Annotated in this window: 21 protein-coding genes; 14 read left to right on the forward strand and 7 right to left on the reverse strand. The window is 42.1% G+C overall.

The genetic code is table 11. The annotated features are described in order from the left end of the window. Positions 1-286: 286 nt before the first annotated feature. The 11 genes from J2T19_RS18230 (at position 287) to J2T19_RS18275 (ending at position 9,153) form a co-directional block, all read left to right on the forward strand. Complete coding sequence (locus tag J2T19_RS18230) at positions 287-1,363, forward strand: ABC transporter substrate-binding protein (protein ID WP_307218177.1); 1,077 nt, start codon at positions 287-289, stop codon at positions 1,361-1,363. Next, positions 1,335-2,627, forward strand: coding sequence for an ABC transporter substrate-binding protein (locus J2T19_RS18235; protein WP_307218179.1), 1,293 nt, complete (start codon positions 1,335-1,337; stop codon positions 2,625-2,627). Before J2T19_RS18230 ends, J2T19_RS18235 begins: the two co-directional genes overlap by 29 nt. Then, positions 2,620-3,081: a hypothetical protein gene (locus tag J2T19_RS18240; protein ID WP_307218181.1), complete on the forward strand. Its 462-nt coding sequence runs from the start codon at positions 2,620-2,622 to the stop codon at positions 3,079-3,081. The genes J2T19_RS18235 and J2T19_RS18240 overlap by 8 nt, the downstream gene beginning before the upstream one ends. After that, positions 3,081-4,883 carry an ABC transporter ATP-binding protein gene (locus tag J2T19_RS18245; protein ID WP_307218183.1) on the forward strand — a complete coding sequence of 601 codons (1,803 nt, stop codon included), beginning with the start codon at positions 3,081-3,083 and terminating at the stop codon, positions 4,881-4,883. The genes J2T19_RS18240 and J2T19_RS18245 overlap by 1 nt, the downstream gene beginning before the upstream one ends. Next, positions 4,873-5,292, forward strand: coding sequence for a peroxiredoxin family protein (locus J2T19_RS18250; RefSeq protein ID WP_307218185.1), 420 nt, complete (start codon positions 4,873-4,875; stop codon positions 5,290-5,292). The genes J2T19_RS18245 and J2T19_RS18250 overlap by 11 nt, the downstream gene beginning before the upstream one ends. 18 nt (positions 5,293-5,310) lie before the next feature. Beyond that, a complete protein-coding gene (locus J2T19_RS18255) occupies positions 5,311-5,973 on the forward strand; it encodes a hypothetical protein (RefSeq protein ID WP_307218187.1) in 663 nt (220 codons plus the stop codon). Positions 5,974-5,988: 15 nt separating this feature from the next. Further along, entirely contained in the window at positions 5,989-6,489 is a 501-nt protein-coding gene (locus J2T19_RS28170; RefSeq protein WP_370874897.1) for a MauE/DoxX family redox-associated membrane protein, read from the forward strand. Beyond that, positions 6,387-6,938, forward strand: a complete 552-nt coding sequence (locus tag J2T19_RS18260) for a hypothetical protein (RefSeq protein ID WP_307218189.1) — start codon at positions 6,387-6,389, stop codon at positions 6,936-6,938. The genes J2T19_RS28170 and J2T19_RS18260 overlap by 103 nt, the downstream gene beginning before the upstream one ends. Before the next feature lie 371 nt (positions 6,939-7,309). After that, positions 7,310-7,879, forward strand: coding sequence for a hypothetical protein (locus J2T19_RS18265; RefSeq protein ID WP_307218191.1), 570 nt, complete (start codon positions 7,310-7,312; stop codon positions 7,877-7,879). Positions 7,880-7,890: 11 nt separating this feature from the next. Further along, the gene (locus tag J2T19_RS18270) at positions 7,891-8,598 is read left to right on the forward strand and encodes an ATP-binding cassette domain-containing protein (RefSeq protein WP_307218193.1); all 708 of its coding nucleotides are present in this window, start codon (positions 7,891-7,893) and stop codon (positions 8,596-8,598) included. Positions 8,599-8,964: 366 nt separating this feature from the next. Continuing rightward, positions 8,965-9,153: an aspartyl-phosphate phosphatase Spo0E family protein gene (locus J2T19_RS18275; protein WP_239292946.1), complete on the forward strand. Its 189-nt coding sequence runs from the start codon at positions 8,965-8,967 to the stop codon at positions 9,151-9,153. A gap of 60 nt (positions 9,154-9,213) precedes the next feature. Here the strand turns inward: J2T19_RS18275 and J2T19_RS18280 are convergent, their stop codons facing one another. The 5 genes from J2T19_RS18280 to J2T19_RS18300 all read right to left on the reverse strand — a co-directional run bounded on the left by J2T19_RS18280 (position 9,214) and on the right by J2T19_RS18300 (position 12,824). Next, positions 9,214-9,537 (reverse strand): hypothetical protein, encoded by a 324-nt coding sequence (locus J2T19_RS18280; RefSeq protein ID WP_307218195.1) that lies wholly within the window; start codon positions 9,535-9,537, stop codon positions 9,214-9,216. A 152-nt stretch (positions 9,538-9,689) separates the two neighbouring features. After that, entirely contained in the window at positions 9,690-10,340 is a 651-nt protein-coding gene (locus J2T19_RS18285; RefSeq protein ID WP_307218197.1) for an amino acid ABC transporter permease, read from the reverse strand. A gap of 34 nt (positions 10,341-10,374) precedes the next feature. Further along, a complete protein-coding gene (locus J2T19_RS18290) occupies positions 10,375-11,097 on the reverse strand; it encodes an amino acid ABC transporter permease (RefSeq protein WP_307218199.1) in 723 nt (240 codons plus the stop codon). Positions 11,098-11,199: 102 nt separating this feature from the next. Next, positions 11,200-12,039, reverse strand: coding sequence for a transporter substrate-binding domain-containing protein (locus J2T19_RS18295; protein WP_307218201.1), 840 nt, complete (start codon positions 12,037-12,039; stop codon positions 11,200-11,202). 32 nt (positions 12,040-12,071) lie between these two features. After that, entirely contained in the window at positions 12,072-12,824 is a 753-nt protein-coding gene (locus tag J2T19_RS18300) for an amino acid ABC transporter ATP-binding protein (protein WP_307218203.1), read from the reverse strand. 462 nt (positions 12,825-13,286) lie between these two features. On the opposite strand from J2T19_RS18300, the gene J2T19_RS18305 reads away from it, so the two are divergent. After that, positions 13,287-14,900 (forward strand): glycoside hydrolase family 28 protein, encoded by a 1,614-nt coding sequence (locus tag J2T19_RS18305; RefSeq protein ID WP_307218205.1) that lies wholly within the window; start codon positions 13,287-13,289, stop codon positions 14,898-14,900. 277 nt (positions 14,901-15,177) lie between these two features. Here J2T19_RS18305 and J2T19_RS18310 read toward each other — a convergent pair whose 3' ends face one another. Next, positions 15,178-16,029 carry a helix-turn-helix transcriptional regulator gene (locus J2T19_RS18310; protein WP_307218207.1) on the reverse strand — a complete coding sequence of 284 codons (852 nt, stop codon included), beginning with the start codon at positions 16,027-16,029 and terminating at the stop codon, positions 15,178-15,180. A gap of 256 nt (positions 16,030-16,285) precedes the next feature. On the opposite strand from J2T19_RS18310, the gene J2T19_RS18315 reads away from it, so the two are divergent. After that, a complete protein-coding gene (locus J2T19_RS18315; RefSeq protein ID WP_056703735.1) occupies positions 16,286-16,744 on the forward strand; it encodes a cupin domain-containing protein in 459 nt (152 codons plus the stop codon). A gap of 148 nt (positions 16,745-16,892) precedes the next feature. Here J2T19_RS18315 and J2T19_RS18320 read toward each other — a convergent pair whose 3' ends face one another. After that, positions 16,893-17,720 carry an aldo/keto reductase gene (locus J2T19_RS18320; protein WP_307218210.1) on the reverse strand — a complete coding sequence of 276 codons (828 nt, stop codon included), beginning with the start codon at positions 17,718-17,720 and terminating at the stop codon, positions 16,893-16,895. A 407-nt stretch (positions 17,721-18,127) separates the two neighbouring features. Here J2T19_RS18320 and J2T19_RS18325 point away from each other — a divergent pair, with 407 nt between their 5' ends. Beyond that, on the forward strand, positions 18,128-19,384 hold the full coding sequence (locus J2T19_RS18325; RefSeq protein WP_307218211.1) for a DUF445 domain-containing protein: 1,257 nt from the start codon (positions 18,128-18,130) through the stop codon (positions 19,382-19,384). The last annotated feature ends 395 nt before the right edge of the window (positions 19,385-19,779 follow it).

Below are 19,779 nucleotides of genomic sequence, written 5' to 3' on the forward strand. Positions count from 1 at the left end.
TCATAAAGTTAAAATATAAAATTTTAATCATATTAACATTTTTGGAGGATACACTAGGAGGAAAAGTAGGATGAAGAAGTGTCTGATAGTATGGATTGCAATTCTGTTGATCACAACATCTTGTAGTCATCCTGAAGCAACAGAAACTAAAAATATAAAAATTTTGTATAGTTCGTATGTGGATTTCAAACGAGATTATGGGAGTGTAATAGACGCACAATTTAGCGATACCAACATAGAAATTATAGAGTACAAGGGTGTCATGGGAGAGGGGGTTTGGGATGCGATGAAATATACTCCTACAGGTGACCTCGATTGGAACGTTAAGGGCTACATAGACTTGATAAAAACAGAAAGTCCAGATATTTTATTTTTTCCATCGGAAGCTTATATGGAGCTGCAGAACGAGAATATGCTGAAGGATCTCAATATCTTTTCTACAGATGAAGACTTTACTGCAGGGATTAATGAGTATGTATTAACTACGCTCAATGAGATGGGGGGCGGTAGTATTTATGCGTACCCTCAATCCATGGTATCCCAGGCATTATTCTATAATAAAGATGTATTTTCAAAGTATGGTATTCCAGAGCCTGCTGACCGAATGACATGGCGTGAGTTGCTATTGCTGACCCAGCGTTTCTCTGGTGATTCCGACCTCCAAGGTCTGTACACACCATATTATGATTACGCTGATTTGTTAATTGAGATGGGAAAGGCAGATAATCGAAGATGGTATGACGCTTCACAGCAAGAGGCTCACGTTGGAACTGAATTTTGGAAAGACTTGATAACTAATGCAGTCACAGCATATTCAAGTGGAGGTATAAGTATCGAGGGAGGTATTCCAATCGACCTGTTCAGTCAGGGGAAAGTTGCGATGATCTTGGAAACGCCTTATTTTATGAAGCAAGTTCAGAGCGTGAATCCGAAGATTAATTGGGGTGTTGTAACGGAACCTGTGGGTACGGAGAATCCTGATGTCAGTACAACGATAACATACCCAATCATGAGCGGAATAAGCAATAATTCTCAAGACTTGGCTACGGCCACTGAAGTATGGAAGCAGTTGAACAATAAAAGAACTACGGAGATGCGTTCTAACTCAAGTATGGATAAATTCACCACGCCTATAAGGCAGCTAAAGCCGGGAACAGAACAAGATGTATTCTATACGTTAAAGCCTTCGGTCAGTACTCTGATGGAGCGAGTACCTTTGCATATAGAATTGAAGCAGAAGACAGATCGAATTATAAATGATGGCATACAAGATGCAATAAAAAATCTGGATTCACTCCATTCCATTATTGATAAAATGCAGGAGGATTTAACGCATGTATTATATAAAGAAGCACAAAAATAACATATTAGCTTGGTTCTCGATTGCCTTATTACTCAGTCTGTTAACAGGTTGTGGCTTGTTTGGTGAATCTACCAAAGAAAAAATTGAACCTATAACGAATAAGGAACTTACCGTTCTGACTCCTCAGAGTGAGGAGTCATTCTATCAATACTATGGCAATCATATCATGAGTAAGTTTCCGGGCGTGACTTTTAATGTGATCTCATCAAACAACGATAGTTTATATGAGGACGAACGTTTTTTCGAAGATAGTCATGCGGATCTAATTATTTCGTATCTGCCTACATTCCGCAGTTGGCGTGAAACAGATCGAATTGAAATTATGAACCCGTATTTGCAAAATTCAACGAAAGAAATACAACTTGATGATTACTATGATCAAATGAAAGAAGTCCTTTCGAACGAATCGGGAGAACTGTTGGGTCTTGCACCCCAGGTTGTGGTTTCGGGGATTTTTTACAACAAAGATTTATTTGACTCCATACAGGTCGATTACCCGACAGATCAAATGAGTTGGGAACAATTATTATCCTTGTCTAATCGATTTGCTGATGGTGACAGGTACGGATTTGAGGGCGGAGAAGCTACATCCCAAAATGTAGTGATGACAATTCTTGCCACAAATAAAATAAGGTTGCTGGATGACCAAAATCAAGAGCTTATCTTTAATGAGAAGGATTGGCTCAAAATGATTGAGCTAGCGGTGAACTTACAGAAGCAAGGCAGTTTAATTGAGGGCACGGGAGAACATTTTTTAGAAGGAAAGTCTGCGATGTTGTCCTCCAATATAAGTATGATTCCTAAGCTGCAACAACAAAATTCTTTTTCATGGGGAGTGGTAAGCTATCCGAGTGATCCTCTACATACGGAGCTGAGCTCAGGCTTGCAATTTAATCATGTGCTTTCGATAAACAAGGAATCAGCTAACAAGGAAGATGTGTGGAAGATTATCGCGTATTTAATGAGCGAAGAATCGGCAGATCATCTTCAAACGCAGGATTATATAGGGAGCTTACCGACCCTTAACTCTAAATTAGGAAGTTATAGCGGAGTGGAGATCAACCATGTAATTCAGAAAAAAGTCGATACAAGAAGAGGATATTACGATGATCTATCCCAAGGTTTTCAAGAGAAGTTTGGTGGAATGCTGAAATCTGTTTTGGACGCTGGTGTGAAAGATGAGAAGAGCACAGAGCAGATATACAAAGAAATCGTTAGTCAGGGGAGTAATATCTATCGTGAGGAGATGCTAAAGGATGAGTGACCACAGAAGGTTCTTGAAAAGTTCAACTACCGCATATGAAGTAGGAGAGTACATCCCTAAGAAAGTTCAGCTTTTTCAGAATCAAGCTTCAGTAGACTTGTCTTGGATTTATGAATCAAGTCTCGGGAGTGTACTCTTTTTTCTAAGTGGTGGCTGTGAGGCCTGTGATATTAACCCGATCAAAAGAACGATAGAACATTATCCTGAACTAGATTTTGCAGTTTTTTATGAGGGGCCGACTCGTGAAGAGGAAGCGTACTTTGTTGAAAAGAAGGTTCAATATTACTACTGTGATTTGGCCAAAATAGAAAAAGAGCTTCTAGTTAAAGTTGCTCCATTTCAACTGGTAGTTAACAACGTTGGACAAGTAATAACGGCTGGTGTCTGTAATCATGAGGAGCATATCGAGAACCTATTATCACCGCTTACGCGGTTGTTAGCCAACCGAAAATGATGAAATCATCTCGTGAAATAACAAGAGTCACGCTTGAAGCGTTTTTGAAGTTGATTCGATTTGACCCCATATCTTCTATGATTATTATCGCTATTGTAGTATACGGAGCTTTTGAATCCTATTTAAGTATTATCATCTCGAAACAAGTAGTTGATCAAATTTTCGAAAAAAACAACTCTTATTTTGTTATTAACATTCTCATTTTATTAGGGATACAGCTATTAAATCTATACTTACAAGCAATATCATCCTCAAGAAATAATAGGTTGCAGATTGCATACAGCAATTATACGGACGAAGCGTTAATTAATAAAATTTCTAAAATGGACTTAATGAGTAAGGAAAATCCAGCGTTTAACGCCAATTTTTCCTTCCTAAGATTTGCATCAGGGAGAACATATGAGATGTTCCTGCTGTGCAACCAACTGTTGTTGAGAGTTATTACATTGTTGCTAGGTGTGCACTTCCTGGGGTCAACATTAGTTGTATTTGCCATTATTGCAGTAGGTGTTGGAGTGCTCAAAGGAGTACTGTATTACAGAAGTGTGAGTAAACGAACTGAGATAAACGAAAACATAGAGTCTGGTTCAGTAAAGTATCAATATTATTTCAATTTAATAACGGGAGCTGAAGCCCAGAAGGAAATTTCCGCATATAATAGTTACTCCTTTTTGAAAGCAAAATGGAGAGAAGAAAAAGAGTATATAGACAAACATAAAGTATCGCTAGAAAAGTTAAACATTATTACTAATCTGCGCAGTGAAATGTTTACTGTAATCAGTACAGCACTGATTATGTTTATGGTTGCTTCGCAGATCAGAAATAACACGATGACAATCGGTGACTATGTAGCGGTTACAATGGCTGTATCAGTTACTATTATAAATATTTCCTTGTTAATGCAAGATGCTTCTCGTCTAATTGAGAACTATCGTTATATGAATCGTGCTGAAGAAGTGAGTAAAGAACAAACGAAAGTGGAGATCATGTCAGCGGAGAACAAACAAGGTAAACCTTTTGTTTTTCAAGATAGCCTATCAGTAAGAAATCTCTCATTTCGCTATCCTAACACTGCGGAGAATGCAGTAGATAATCTTAGTCTAGACATCAAAAGAGGCGAAACTGTAGCTATATTAGGAGAAAATGGATCAGGTAAATCGACCTTAATCAAACTTCTTCTTGGATTATATGAAGCTAATCGAGAACATATTTTCTTCGATGAAATTCCAGTTAGTGAATTGGATATGGATGAATACAGACAGCGTACGGTCGTTGTGTTTCAAGATTTTATGAAGTATCACATGAATTTGAGGGAAAATGTCGGCATGGGTGATATTCAAAATATGTATAACAATGACCCAAACTTGATTGCCATTTTTAAGAGATTAGGCATTTATGACAAGTTTACAAATGGGCTGGATACCAAATTAGGTTACATTGATCCCGATGCGATTAATCTCTCAGGTGGTCAGTGGCAGCGTGTGGCTTTGTCTAGATTCTATGCTAAAGAAGACGCGGAACTCATTATTTTTGATGAACCAACGGCTGCGCTCGACCCCATGACAGAATATCTGATATTCAAGGATATTCTAGAACTCTGTAAATCGACTACCTCGATTATTATATCCCACAGGGTAGGAATAGCAAGACATGCTGACCAAATTATAGTCATGGAAAATGGGGGGATTGCTGAAATTGGAACGCATGAAGAGTTAATGCGCCTAAAGAAATCCTACTACATGATGTGGAAGACACAAAAAGAATGGTATGAAGAGGAGGCTCAACCTAACTATGCTGTCTGATACAAATAACAAGCTTAAAGAACATTTGCGGGAAGAAGTGTTTTCGAACTGGGATGGAACAGAGCTGAGAATTGTACCGCAAAGATTTACTGCTTATTTCTTCATAACCCTTCATTGTGTTTACTGTATCGATCTAATTCCTTGTCTTAATGAAATTAAAGACAGATACCCGAATGTTGATATTGTTTTATTGTCTTCTGGCTCACAGGAAGACCATAAGGAAATGGTGGAATACTTCCAGTGGGATTTCCCATTAATTGAGATGGAGAGATTGGAAATGCATAAACATTTTGATGTAACAATGCAGCCTTATATGATCATTGTTGACGCAGACAGAATTATTCACTCTTCTACGGTAGTCTATACTAAGGAAGACGTTCTTCGAATGTATGAAGCTCATATCAAATGATTAGACAATGGTTTAGTCATGAAAGGAGGTGAAAAACAATGGCATGTGGATGTTCTAGCGGAACAAATGCAGGTCTGGTTGATCTGCAAACCTACTGCACTACAGGAAGTTGTCAATCTGGCTCTACTATCTATACCAAAATATTGTATGCAGACAAGAAACAATTTTGCAGACAAAGCAATGGTACAACGACAGAGTCGATCTGCACAATCAGAGCGGGCTGCTGTAATTAATCTAATATTTGCAAAAGAGGGGGATATGAATTCACCCTCTTTTTGCTTAGGAGGAATGGGTATGTGGGTGAATATGCTCATATGTGACAAGATTGATGTGAGAGATAATCAGTTTATTTTAGGACGAATTGTAAACAAACTTGCGGTTCCTACGTATCCTTTTGTTATCAAATTCTCGTGTCTTATAAAAATTGCAGGCCTTCCGGAATTAGATACTGTGCAAACGGAGCTGAAAATTGTCAATTCCAATGCAGAAGTAATGGGTAACACGTTGCTCCAGGTTCATAGGAACTATCGTGAGGATTACATGGTTCCTGGTGTGGATCAATATTTCGATTTTAAGGTGTTAGTTGAGCAAAATGAAAATATATACATTGAATGTATTGTGGATGGTGAATTGAAGTCAAGATATCCAATTAACATCAACCTGGTTGAAATGGCTGGTTAAGAGGGAGGATCTTTCATGATTAGATTCGTCTTAGATATCATTGTGGTCTTTATTTTCTTTTCCTCATTCGTTGCTAAGGTTATATCGTTTGAAAATTTCAAGTATGAAGTAAGAGCCTACAGAATCATGAATCTAAGTCATTTAAGTGTGTTACCTCTTCTCATTTTGTGTGCAGAATTGGGTCTATCCACTCTTTTCTTATTACCAATTCAAATTGGATTTTATAAGGAGCTCATCGGTATAATATTTTTGATAGTACTTACACTATTGACCATCAGAAAAGATGGCTTCTCCAAGGAATGCTCCTGTTATGGTAAGAATCATCTACTTAGCAGTTTCCCAATACAGCGAAATATCATATTTATCTTAATTTTATTGGTCAGTCCTTTTGTTCATCACCCATACGTGTTTGAATGGCAACGCGCATTTCTAGTTTTTATTATTGTGGTGCTAATTACATTGATATTCGAAAATATACGAGTATTTCAAGAAGTCAAAAGGGGGGCAAAAGTATGATAGTAGCTTCCTTCATTATGATGATATTGTCTGTTATCAATTGGGGTATTATCGTAATCAGTAAACGAAAAAAAATAGCTTTTTTTAAAGAGAGTTTTAAACAAGTGGGGGACAATGCAAAAGATCAAAAAATAAAGTATATACTGTTTCTTAACACAGCAGATCTTATTAAAATTGAGGGTTACAGTACGCATTTTCCAGAAGACTGGGCGATTATCTATAACGGGCCTGAGTGGTTTTATAAGATTAAGTTGAGAAAATGGAATGTGATGGCTGTACAGGTAGCCGAAATCTTCAAGGAACCTATAGGAATCATGGATAATTCATTCATTTTAATTCGCAATCATTCAACGCGCCAAGATAGCTATAGCATTATTTATGAACTGGAGGAGTTTCTGGAGTTTCACCTATCAAATAAACAAGCAAGAATGGTTTATGCTGAGACATAGTGAAAAGAAACCAAACGGATTGCATAAGCAACCCGTTTTATTGGTATTTTCCGAATGGAATCTATTCTTGAGAATTATTACACAGGTACTAAATATTTTTTGAAAAATTGAATTGACCATTGTAAAAATAAGGATTAAAATTACATTTGTTATCAATTGCAAATGGTGAATTGGAGAGTACTATGAGAATAACATATGAGTATCTCAGGCTTTTTGTAAAGATGATGTTAAGCAACAAAATAGCCTTTGTGTGGTATTTAATTTTTCCGCTCGTTGCTTTTCTTATTTTCAACTATTCCTGGTTTGACTCTAGACCCACCACAATTGATTTTTACATTCAAACGAGCTTCTTTATTTCATATATTACCTTTGTGATGTCAATTGACGTGGCTACCCACTTAATTACATTGCGAGAGAATGGCTTCTATAAAATGTTTAAATTTATATCAGGAAGTAAATACCCGTTTATTTGGGGCAAGGCTCTAAATCAAGTTTTGTTCATTATCGCTACAATCTTTCTGGTGTCATTCGTAACAGGTGTAATGTTCTTAGACCCGGCACAACTCGTGACGTTTCTGATCACTGCCATTGTGAGCTGTATCCTTGGATCCATCATTCTTATTTTGCTATCATTGGTTCTGATGCTGATCCCGATTAGACAAGAGTCGTTGAACGCAGTGATTAGTATGAGTTTGTTGGTGTTATTTTTTGTATCTGCCAAAGGATTTGCATATTCTACGGAGCATAGCTTCCTGTTTGTACTATTGAATCCGCTTGAATATGTGAGAAATATTACGTTTATCTTCGCAGATTGGTTTACGGGTCATTCATTCGATCACGAGAGTATTGGGGTTGTTGGTATAATCTCGGCATGTTATGTAATCTGTGGATTGATTGCTCTTAAACTTGTAAACGTCATATCGAGAACTCATCGGACATAGCAGGAGGATGTATGATTACAATAGACAATGTAAGCTTTTCCTACCGAAAGTCACCGCGTCAGAACTTGGATCGTTTAAGTGTGGAATTCCGGGCAGGTACCGTGAACATGATTATTGGCAAGAATGGTTCAGGCAAAACAACATTATTTGACCTCATTACCAATGTCATTAAACGTCCTCCCGAAATTAGAGGTGTGCCTGAGGAGAAAGATATGATCTATCAGCTTCAAGGCTTATTGTTTCCACCTACGTTGAAATCAAAGGATGTATTTCGTTTCTTTCTATATTCCGATCATGCGAGCCGTATTCGAGTTACGAATGAGCCTTATGTTGATGATGATATGAGCGCGTCTGAGATTGATATGGTAAGACGGGTATGGAATATGGAGTTTGGACAATTATCTATTGGAGAACGAAGGTATCTGTGTATTTTGGCTATTACCTTGATGAAGAGGAAACTATACATCTTTGATGAGCCGTTGGCTGGCATTGATCCCGAGATGAGGCAGTACATATTAAAAAGAATCGAAAAACTTGCATTACACAAGGAATGTACGGTGTTATTATCCAGCCATCATTTACATGATTTTCAAAGGGTTCAATGTACTCTCCATCTACTGCATCAAGGCAGAATATCCTTTAGTGGTTCATACGCTGAGTTTATTCAGAACGTAGAGGGAGAAGATCCGGATGATGCATTTCTAATGAAAGTTCAATGAATAGATCGAAAACCTTTTCTTGTTGTACCTCCATTAATAGTTTGGAATGAGTATCAGCGGTGGCATCCAACTTATTAATCTTAGAGGTAGGATGATAGGCCGATCTTGAATACAACTGGTCTATTGCATGTATGTATCTATATCCCTTCCTTATGTGAGATATATTTTCCTGGATGCGATATATGGAAGGGAGTAGGATTCGAATATCTATATCTTGTAGGCTTAGGCCAATACTGCAGTGTAGATGAAAAGGGTTTGATTGTGAAAGTATTGAGATGCAAATAAACATTTTGTTTTGCAAAGGATTTCATTGTAAATTTTTTAGCAATATATTCTATAATAGTAGAAATAAAGGGGGTGCATGCTGTGAATGAGCGTAAGAAGATCAGCGACCAAATTGAATGGAGCAGGCAAAAGTTATGTCGTATGGCGGAGAATCAGGGCATGCAAGACGGCCAAGTCCTGCAGCAGTCCATGATACTAGATGAACTTATTAATGAATACAATCGTTTCAAGTACAAGAAACATATTCTAAACAGACAGCCAATTACCTAGGTAATTGGCTGTTTTTTGTATAACTTTAACTATCTCTAACCGCTTAATCCTAATGCATGACTATGGAGCGTTATTGGCTAGTTGCATATCGTTGATAATATCAACGGAGTGGATCTGCCAGTGAAGTAGATCACGGGTTAATGAGAACGATAACGTACCGCTGTGGATCTTCTTGAGTTGACCATCGTCAGCATAGGTAAACACCGCAAAGCTGGCTAGAACCTCTCTAGAGGAAAATGATTTTTGAATTGTATTAAATGTCACGGTTGGTGCCGGTAATTGATGATCTGTAACATACTGATTGAATTGAGCTACCGGATTAGTGGAAGAACCTGAGGGATTAACAGTTGTAGATTGTTCGGATATGTGAGGTCGCCAAGGCAATGTACTCAGTCCAACTCAGCTCAAGCCATCTCTACTTCATTGTTGAATGATCTATACTTATAACAACTGTAACGCTTAGAAAGTTGTCTCTTCAACTAAAATAAACATAACAGGCATACCGGGAGGTACACATGTTATGTCTATTTTTTTCCTTAATTCATCCGAGCTTCAAGCCGCTTGGCCACAATGGACAGGGCGTAATTGACAACAAAGTACAGCACGGCTGCCAGCAAGAGAGCAGGAATAATATAATCGAAGCTCTGTCCCCCTAGAATCTGCACATGGTGCATCAGTTCAGGCAGGGAGATGATGATTGCCAGCGACGTATCTTTGAGTAGTGAGATAAACTGGCTGACCATGGGCGGAGACATACGTCGTAACGCCTGAGGCATAATAATACCGCTGAGTGTCTGCATGTAGCTTAGCCCAGAAGAGCGAGCGGCTTCAATCTGCCCACGTTCAATAGACTTGAGACCACTGCGAACAATCTCCGCAATCATAGCTCCTTCAAACAAACTCAGACCGACAACGGTAGACCAGAATACGGACATCTTTATCCCCAATTGAGGCAATACGATATGAATGAAGAAAATGATAAGCAATAACGGTAAATTACGAATGGTGTCTACGATGACTGCGACAATCTGGGATAACACCGGGATGCGTGTATACCGAATCGTCCCTAGAATTGTGCCGAGTGCAAAACTAAATACGATAGATAACCCTGCGACTTGCAGGGTAAGTAGAAATCCTTGTAATAGAAAGCGAAGGTTGGGCCAGGCATAGGCCCCGCTGAAGTCCATAATTCATCGACCTCCTTTTCGAGATAGTACCTGATCACATGGTGACCTGACCTGTTGGCCTCGGCTTGTTCGATTTTCCCTTAGTGGGGGTTGAATCAGCGTCACTTTGTCCAAATCGTCGCTCCATATAGTGAACGAGCAAGCTGAGGGGGAGCGTCAGAGCCAGGTAAAAGAGAGCGACAATCGTATACACACTTAAAGGTAGGAAGGTATCCGAGTTGATGAGATCGGCAAAATACATCAAATCCATACCTGCAACGACCGCAAGAATGGATGAATTTTTGACCAGATTAATGAATTGGTTGCCGATAGACGGCAGTACAATTTTAATCGCTTGAGGCAGAATGACTAGATTCATCGCTTGCACGTAAGATAAACCGGAAGATCTCGCTGCCTCTAGCTGACCTCGTGGTACGGACTGGATTCCCGCCCTTATGGCCTCGGCGATAAATGCCGCAGTATAGATCGTTAGACCCAACGTGCCGGAGATGAAACCATCTAATGAGATGCCAATGGCGGGCAGCCCCAGATAGAAGAAAAATACGACAAGCAGTAAAGGAATATTACGAATAAACTCCACAAAAGCTGTTCCAATCCAGTTCAATGGTTTGATCGGAGAGATGCGGAATATTGCAATAATCGTCCCAAGGATAAAGCTGCCAATCAACGCCATAATGCTTACTTGAATCGTGTTCCAAAATCCTTCCAGGAAACGATCGGAATGCCGGATCAGAACGTTAAAGTCCAAATTGCCCATTCAGGGTAAACCTCCGTTCCTCAGATGTGAGCGGCGACGACAGCCTATCCTTACAGGGAGGAGCACACATACCATCGCCGCTGAACCATCAGTTAATCGAAGTTACTCAGGCTTGGCGCCCAGCCATTTTTCATGTAAAGTGTCATACTCGCCGCTATCTTGCATGCTTTTGAGCAGGCTGTTCACTTCGGATACAAAAGCAGAGTCGCCTTTTCGAATTGCCATACCATAAGGCTCACTGGTGAAATTGCCACCGACCAGCTTGTAGTTATTATCTGTTTGTTGCATACCAATGAGGATGATGTTATCCGTTGTTAATGCTTCACCTTTGCCTGCTTTGAGCGCTGTGAAGGCATCCTGATAGTTATCGAATTCCAGTACTTCGGCATCAGGCGCCTTTTCGCGAATGTTCTGAGCAGAGGTGGAGCCCTTCACGGCCAGTACCTTTACACCTCCGAGGCTCTCTAACCCGGTGATATCACTGTCGTTTTTCACAAGCAAGGACTGTCCTGCCTCAAAATAAACATCACTGAAATCAACCTGCTCTTTGCGTTCATCCGTAATCGTCATCGTGGCAATAATGATGTCAATGTCGCCGTTTTGCAGCAGTGGAATACGTGTCTTAGAGGTAACTTCTTTCAGCTCGACCTTGGTCTCATCTCCAAGAATTTGTTTGGCGAGTGCCTTCGCGATATCGATATCGAAGCCTTCGACCTCACCGCTTGCAGGGTCTTTGAGTCCAAACAGCTTGGTATCGTATTTCACGCCAGCAATGAGTTTGCCCCGTTTTTTAATCTGTTCAATGGTACCTTTGGCTTCCGAGGTGTTGTCACCAGATCCACCGGATCCAGATGATGAATCCCCACCGGTGTTACAACCGGAGATGACAAGCGCCAAAATCAATACGAGCATGAGTGACGGCCACTTCAATATGTTCTTCATTTGTTAAAGACCCCTTTTCCAATGGAATGATATTAGTGGTGAATCAGACGACTCAGGAATTGTTGGGCACGTTCCTCTCTAGGGTTGTCAAAGAATGAGGCAGCAGAAGCTTCCTCCACAATGCGGCCTTCATCCATAAAAATAACGCGATCAGCCACTTCACGGGCGAAGCCCATCTCGTGGGTGACAACAACCATGGTCATCCCGTTGTGTGCAAGGGAACGCATGACATCAAGCACTTCCCCGATCATTTCAGGATCCAATGCGGAGGTGGGTTCGTCGAACAGCATGATTTTGGGCTCCATCGCCAGACCGCGGGCGATCGCAACACGCTGTTGTTGTCCACCCGACAACTGTGATGGATAACTGTCTGCTTTCTCGGCAATGCCTACACGGGTCAGATATTTCATAGCCGTAGCGGCAGCATGTTCTTTGGGTTGTTTGCGCACCTTCATCGGTGCCAGGGTGATGTTATCAATGACTTTTTTGTGGGGATAGAGATTGAAGTGTTGAAATACCATGCCTATGTCACGGCGGAAGAGGTTAATGTCGACCTTTTTCTGATGTAAAGGAATCCCGCTAACAACGAGCTCACCTCCAGAAATGGTTTCTAGACGATTAATACAGCGGAGCAATGTGCTTTTGCCTGAGCCAGAAGGCCCGATAATGACGACAACCTCACCCTCCTCAATCCGAAGATGGATATCCTTGAGAACGTGGAAATGGCCAAAGTGTTTCTGAACCCCTTTGAATTCAATCAACAGTGCATCCCATCCTTTCTGCAACGTTTATAGCTTGAAAAGGAAGATTAAGGAAAACATTGGAAGTGGTTATTTCATCATACATAGTCATCCTGTGTGTGGCAATTAATTTGTTATAAAATGTGACATAAGTAATGGGTTAAGTAGGGCTGACACCGATATTATGTTAGATATTTGTTATATTAGAAGGTTTGCTGTGACGAATTCTGACAGAAAAATGATCCGATTTTCCTAGTAAATTTACAGACATTGGAATAGATGGTTGTAGTATGATGAAAGAGATATTCTGTTAGACCAACCAGAATCCGAACAAATAACATCAAGTTCCTTTCGTAGTTGGCAAAAAAGATCAACCTTTGATCCCATTGCTACTGTTATGATGGAGCGAGAATACACTTCATAGGCCTAATCTATATAAATTGAACGATCATCTTGTTGTTCAATTTATATAATCCAATAAGAAGCAGAAAGGATGATAACTACGCGATGAATACATATAATTCCGCAATACGTGCTGGTGAGGAATTAACGTCTGATAAAATATCATACGACGTTTCCTTACCTAACATTCCTGCTCAGGATTTTCTGATTACCGAATTTGGGGCTGTAGGAGATGGTGTGACCGATAATACAGAGGTGTTCCGGCTTGCCATCGCGGCTTGTTCTGAGGCAGGCGGGGGGCGTATCGTTATTCCTGCTGGTGTTTGGCTCACGGGACCGATTATTTTACGTAGTCGAATCGAGCTGCATGTCCAGGCTGGAGCACTAGTCACCTTCAGTCGAGACTTTGATCAATACCCTTTGATTGCATCGACCTTTGAAGGGTGGCAGGCTGTGCGCTGTCAATCTCCGATTGATGGAGACCAGTTAGAGGATATCGCCATTACGGGTGAAGGTGTATGGGACGGAAATGGTGAGGCATGGCGTCCTGTCAAACGTTCTAAACTGACGGCATCACAATGGAAAGCACTAGCAGCTTCCGGTGGAGTCATTGAACATACAAGCGGTGAGGAAGAGATCTGGTGGCCATCTCAGTCTGCGCTTGAGGGGAATGCAGTTGCGAATCGGATGCATGTAGAACAAGTGCGTGACCTATCAGCCTACGAGGGGATCAGAGATTTCCTTAGACCGAATATGGTGAGTTTGCGTCGATGCAAACGAGTATTGTTGGATGGGCCAACCTTTCAGAATTCTCCGGCTTGGAATCTGCACCCTTGGGCTTCAGAGCATGTGACGATTCGGAACGTAAGCGTTCGAAATCCGTGGTTTTCTCAGAATGGGGACGGACTGGACATTGAATCCTGCCGTTATGTTCTGGTAGAGAACAGTGTCTTCGACGTTGGAGATGATGCAATCTGCATGAAGTCGGGCAAGGATGCCGAAGGTCGCGAACTAGGATTGCCATCGGAGTATGTTACCATTCGAGGTTGTACCGTGTACCACGGTCATGGCGGCTTCGTCATTGGCAGTGAAATGTCTGGTGGTGTAAGACATGTGCGTGTGTCAGACTGTACCTTTATCGGAACAGATATTGGGCTTCGTTTCAAGAGTGCACGTGGGCGTGGCGGCGTAGTGGAGGACATTGAAATTGAGCGAATCTATATGAAAGACATCATTATGGAAGCGATCTCATTTTCGTTTTTTTATGCGAATCAGGAAGGTTCGGCACGAGGAAGTGACATTGCACACGAAGTCACTGAAGAGACGCCGGTGTTCCGGGATATTCGAATTAAGGATGTAGTTTGCTCTGGAGCCGACACTGCATTATTGGTGAGTGGACTACCAGAAATGCCGCTAGATGGATTAGTGATTGAAGGGTACCGCGTGTCTGCGCAGAAAGGTGTGCAATGCTCACATGCCAAACATGTGCGGATTGCCGATCTGCAGCTCACCGTAACTGAAGGCTCGCTGATTGAGCTTCACCAGTGCAAAGGGGCGGAGCTTGAAGGCATCGAAGGAACAGGCGCGGATGGTCGACTTTTGCGGATTACAGGACATGATACGACAGGTATTGTGTGCCGGGGAGAAGTAGCCGATACCGAGGGAAGACAGATTTCCATTGGGCCAAATGTACGAAGTGGTGCGCTGATTCGTCAATAATTAGCTTATAAAATGGAACTGGATAGCAGCCGAAGTGGTGTAGCAATGATCTCCGATGAAGGGCTGAATGAATGGTGCATGCCTATATGGAGATGGAGATAGTAGTTGGATCATTGAGGCTACCCACTCGGCTATCCTGTATGCCATACTGGCCTCACTATAGATGGATCGCATGTTAATCATGCGGTCTATTTCTAATTTTTTGATGCACTAGATGGATACAGGGATGTCGTGCATGATGAGGTACAAGTACCTACGCTAAGATCACTAAGATCTCTTACCGATGCTCTTTGCGATAACGAAGCGGTGTGGTGCCAGTGACCTGTTTAAAGGTTTTGTTAAAATGAGCCGTATGCTCAAACCCCACTTTCTCTGCAATGAACTGCACGCGCTCTTGTGTGGATAATAATCTACGCTGGGCTTCCCGAACCCGGACAACGCGCAGATATTCACTAAATCGAAAACCAGTTAACCGGCTGAACATGCGGCTCAGATAGGACGGGCTTATATAGAAACGAGCGGCTGCTTCCTCCAGCGTAAGCGGTTCGTCATAATGAGTGTTCACGTAACGGGCAACTTCGGTAATTTTTTCATGCATGGGGTGAATTGGCTCCGGCATCATTTGCCTTGTCATCTCTAGTGCGCGATGGATGCTGATTAATAGCTGGGCGAGCAGGCTGCGTACAACAATTTCATAATACGGACGGCGATCTTTGCACTCGTGTAGCATCTGTTCTAACAAGCGCTGTATCTCAGGCTGTTCTGATTCCGGAACATGCAGTAATCGTGATCGTTCAAACGGAAGCAGACCGCAGATGCCAAGCTCCATTCCCGTAGCGAACGAGGGAGAGAATCCGACGAGGATACGTTCAAAACTAGGAATGCTTCCTTTAGACGTAATGTGTACGTCGTGTGGATTAATTAAGATCAGATCACCTTTGCTCGCGTTGAGCAGCTGACCATTCATGGAATACACACGTTCTCCTTCAAGCAGATAGTATAGCTCATAAAAAGGGTGAGCGTGGGGCTGTGGCATGGCGTTCCCATCATGTCTTCGCATATGTTCTATGGTAAAGGAATGATCTCCAATTCGATATTTGGGTCCGATTCGATCTTCGATTACATTCATAACACGGCTCCTCTCTGCTTCGGCGGTTAACGGTTATATGTATATCATAACGGAAAATCCAGTTTATTGTAAACGCTACCAATCAAGACTGTGGCTTGTTGTGCAGATAGAGACATTTGAGGAGACAATCAAATTGGGCAGCTGTGATGCAGCCTAAAGGTGACAAAAAGCTATTGATGTTTTACAGTAGGGAGAGCGAGGCAAAACTCTAGATGAAGAGTACCTCCAATTAGATGTGGAAGGAAGGAAATAGGATATGACGACACATGAATTATCGCCTCTGGTTGCGGCACTGGACATGCAGCCTCACGTTGAAGGCGGTTGGTATAAGGAAGTATGGAAGGCTTCTTATCAGATCCCACAATCCGTATTGCCGGAAGCATACTCGGGACCCCGGTTCTCAGCAAGCTCGACGTACTTTTTGCTGCACAAGCATGAAATTTCAGAGTGGCACACGGTGTTATCTGATGAACTGTGGTTGTGGCATAGCGGTAGCCCGGTTGAATTGAAGCTGGGTGGTAATGGAGAGAATCCAGAGAACGAAGAGGTTCTCGTACTCGGTATGGATCTCGCTGCTGGACAATCACCACAAGTACTTGTTCCTGCCGGCGTGTGGCAGACAGCTCGCCCGCTCGGTGATGAGCCCGTACTCGTGACGTGCGTTGTAGCACCAGGTTTCCACTTTGATGATTTCAAGCTGGTATCCAAAGGCTAAGTAAAACAAAGGCTAAGTAAAACAAAGGTTAAGCTGAATAGGGGCATACGTTGACCCAAAGATAATAAATCCCGACTCCAATGCAGTCATGCATAGGGTCGGGATTTTGATTTTAATATCATGTGTTAGCGTATCATATTTGTTTGCTCTAAAAATTGAAGTTATCTGGATCGGAACCGAAGCGTTTATTCTCGTTCAGACTGTTGATCTGCTCGATATCTTCTGCTGTTAATTCAAAATCGTATACATCGGCATTCTCGCGAATACGTTCTGGTGTAACGGATTTAGGTATAGTAACGATGCCGTTTTGCAGATCCCAACGCAGAATAACCTGTGCAGCTGTTTTGTTGTATTTGGCTGCAATCGTTTGCAATAGTGGGTGTTCTACTAAATGACCTTGTCCCAGTGGTGACCAAGCTTCGATCTGAATCTGGTGTTTGGCACAGTACTCTCTTAGTTCTGACTGGATCAGCAATGGATGTAGCTCGACTTGGTTGACCGCAGGTTTGATCTTAGCCTCTGTCATCAGATCTTCAAGGTGGTGAATCTGGAAGTTACTCACCCCAATGGCGCGGATGCGCCCTTCTTGATGTAGCTTCTCCAGTGCTCGCCACGTGTCCTTGTACTTTCCTTTTACAGGCCAGTGGATGAGATAGAGATCAAGAACCTCAAGTTCGAGTCGTTCCATACTTGCTTCAAAAGCGGCCAGTGTGGATTCATATCCTTGATCGCCATTCCACACTTTGGTCGTAATAAACAGATCTTCCCGGGCAATTCCGGATTCACGAATACCTTGGGCAACACCAGATTCATTGTTATAACCTTTGGCCGTATCGATGCTACGGTACCCAGTCTGAATGGCAGTTTTAACCGTTTCAACAACTTCTTCTCCATCCTTTACCTTGAATACACCCAAACCTAACCAAGGCATTTTGACGCCGTTATACAGTGTAGTTGAATCTTGCACATGTTTCATGATCCGAATTCCTCCTTTAAGATAGATGGATTAACTCACTCACTCGTTCTCTGTATGTATTACCCTATCAAGCAATAGAGTACCTCATAATTATAGTCTTGTACTTTGGTACAGAACAAGATGCTAGCACATGTCGATCCGCTCATACTCATCGTGAAAATTTATGCTTTTTGCCCGGTAGAGGTTTGGATTTGGTGCGTTCGGGTGATAAGATGAAGTATACGAAACAGCGATGGTCTATTCCGGCTGAATCTCATCTTCGACGCTGAGCTGCTGTCAGGCATCCTTCGTAATCAAAAGCGGACCTTTTGAACAACCTCAAGAAGTGCGTACATAATGTAGATATGATACACGACTGACCTGTAGCGGCTGGAATCGTGTGATTAATCATAAAAGGAGCAAGTGTAATGGCTAAACCTAAACAAACTAAAAAAGCAGCAGCATGGTCACTCGTCATCATGGGGGCAGGGTTTGCTGCATCGTTGCCATTTCAGGGCAGTCTAGTCGGTAAAATGCTGGTTGGATCATTTGAGGCTGGACTGGTGGGTGGACTCGCAGATTGGTTCGCTGTAACGGCACTATTCCGTCATCCGCTAGGCATACCGATTCCACATACGGCATTGCTGCCGAAGAATAGAGATAAGATGACCGAAGGGCTGGTCTCTGCGGTTGAGAATAATCTGCTTAACAAAGACAGTATTACGGAGAAGATCGCGGGCTACAAAGCAGCGGAGACGATACTTGATACCCTGGCTAAAGAGCTTCATACGGATGGCGCCAAAACGATGATTGATACACTCTGCAAACGAATTCTTGCTGGACTGCCAGTGCAACAGATTGCTCCACTTGTGGCGCGTGAGATTAAGTCGCAGGCGGGTGCATTTGATCTTGGGCCGATTCTAGAGCGGGCATCCATTCAGATGAGCGAGCGAGGATACGATGTTAAAGCGCTGGATTATGGACTGAAGCAGGCGGAAGAATGGCTTGTGAAACCAGAAACCATCATGTTCTTGGGTGAAGCGGGCATGAAAGCGGTCAGCGGTATTCAGTTGAATGGATTAATGCAATTTGCGATGAATGCGTTCATGGGTTATTTGAATGAAGAGCGTCTCGGTAGTATTTTGCAAGGGTATCTGTTTGACCGTGTAGAGGACATGAAACGGGAAGGCAGCGCGCTTCGTTACAAAGTGCTTGATCTGGTGCGGACACAGACGATTCGCCTAGCGATGAGTGAGAGTGTGCAGCAAGGACTGAATGATTGGAAGAATAGTATGTTGGACGGCTGGAATGCAGAAGAAACGGTGCTGAATAAGCTCACTGAACTGAGAGACAAAGCACTTGCTGGCATGGAAGATGGGCAATATGTGGATACGTATGCGCTGCCTGCAATTGAGCGGGTGTTGTCTGATCTGCGAGCAGATGAGGCGCTGCTGACGAGCCTGAATGCGAAGATTGTAGAAGGTATAACCACACTGCTGGAGAAAAATCATTCCAAAATCGGGAACCTCGTACGCGAAAATGTTGATAAAATGGACAATGCATCCTTAGTCTCTTTAATTGAGGATAAGGTTGGGCAAGATTTGCAATGGATTCGAATTAACGGAGCCGTTACAGGATTTATCATTGGTATCGCACTGACCGCGCTCCGGATCGTGTTGGAATAGTACAGTTAAACAGCGGATTAAAATAAGTGATGTAAGTAAAGTGTCCCAGAGCCGCTCGATCGAGAGCAGGCTCTTTTTGTCGTACATTGGGAAAATAATCAAATTACCTTACGCAAATATGATGCAGGTATCAGGAAAAAGGGTAATATACACCGGGATGCACCTTTGAATCATTTAGGAATAAAGTTACATAAAAACGATTCTGCTAGCCGATGTGGCTGATGTTGATTTTGTACTATGATGCAGATAACAGAAGAAGAGTCATTACTATAAACCAAGGATAAGTTCCTTTTTCATAGGATGGATGTAGGACATGAAAACAATGCGAAGAAGGTGACCCATGTGAAACCAATGCAAAAATATGTGTGTTTATTCTGTTTAATTATACTATCTGC

This window comes from Paenibacillus tundrae (assembly GCF_030812775.1).
GTDB lineage: Bacteria > Bacillota > Bacilli > Paenibacillales > Paenibacillaceae > Paenibacillus > Paenibacillus tundrae_A.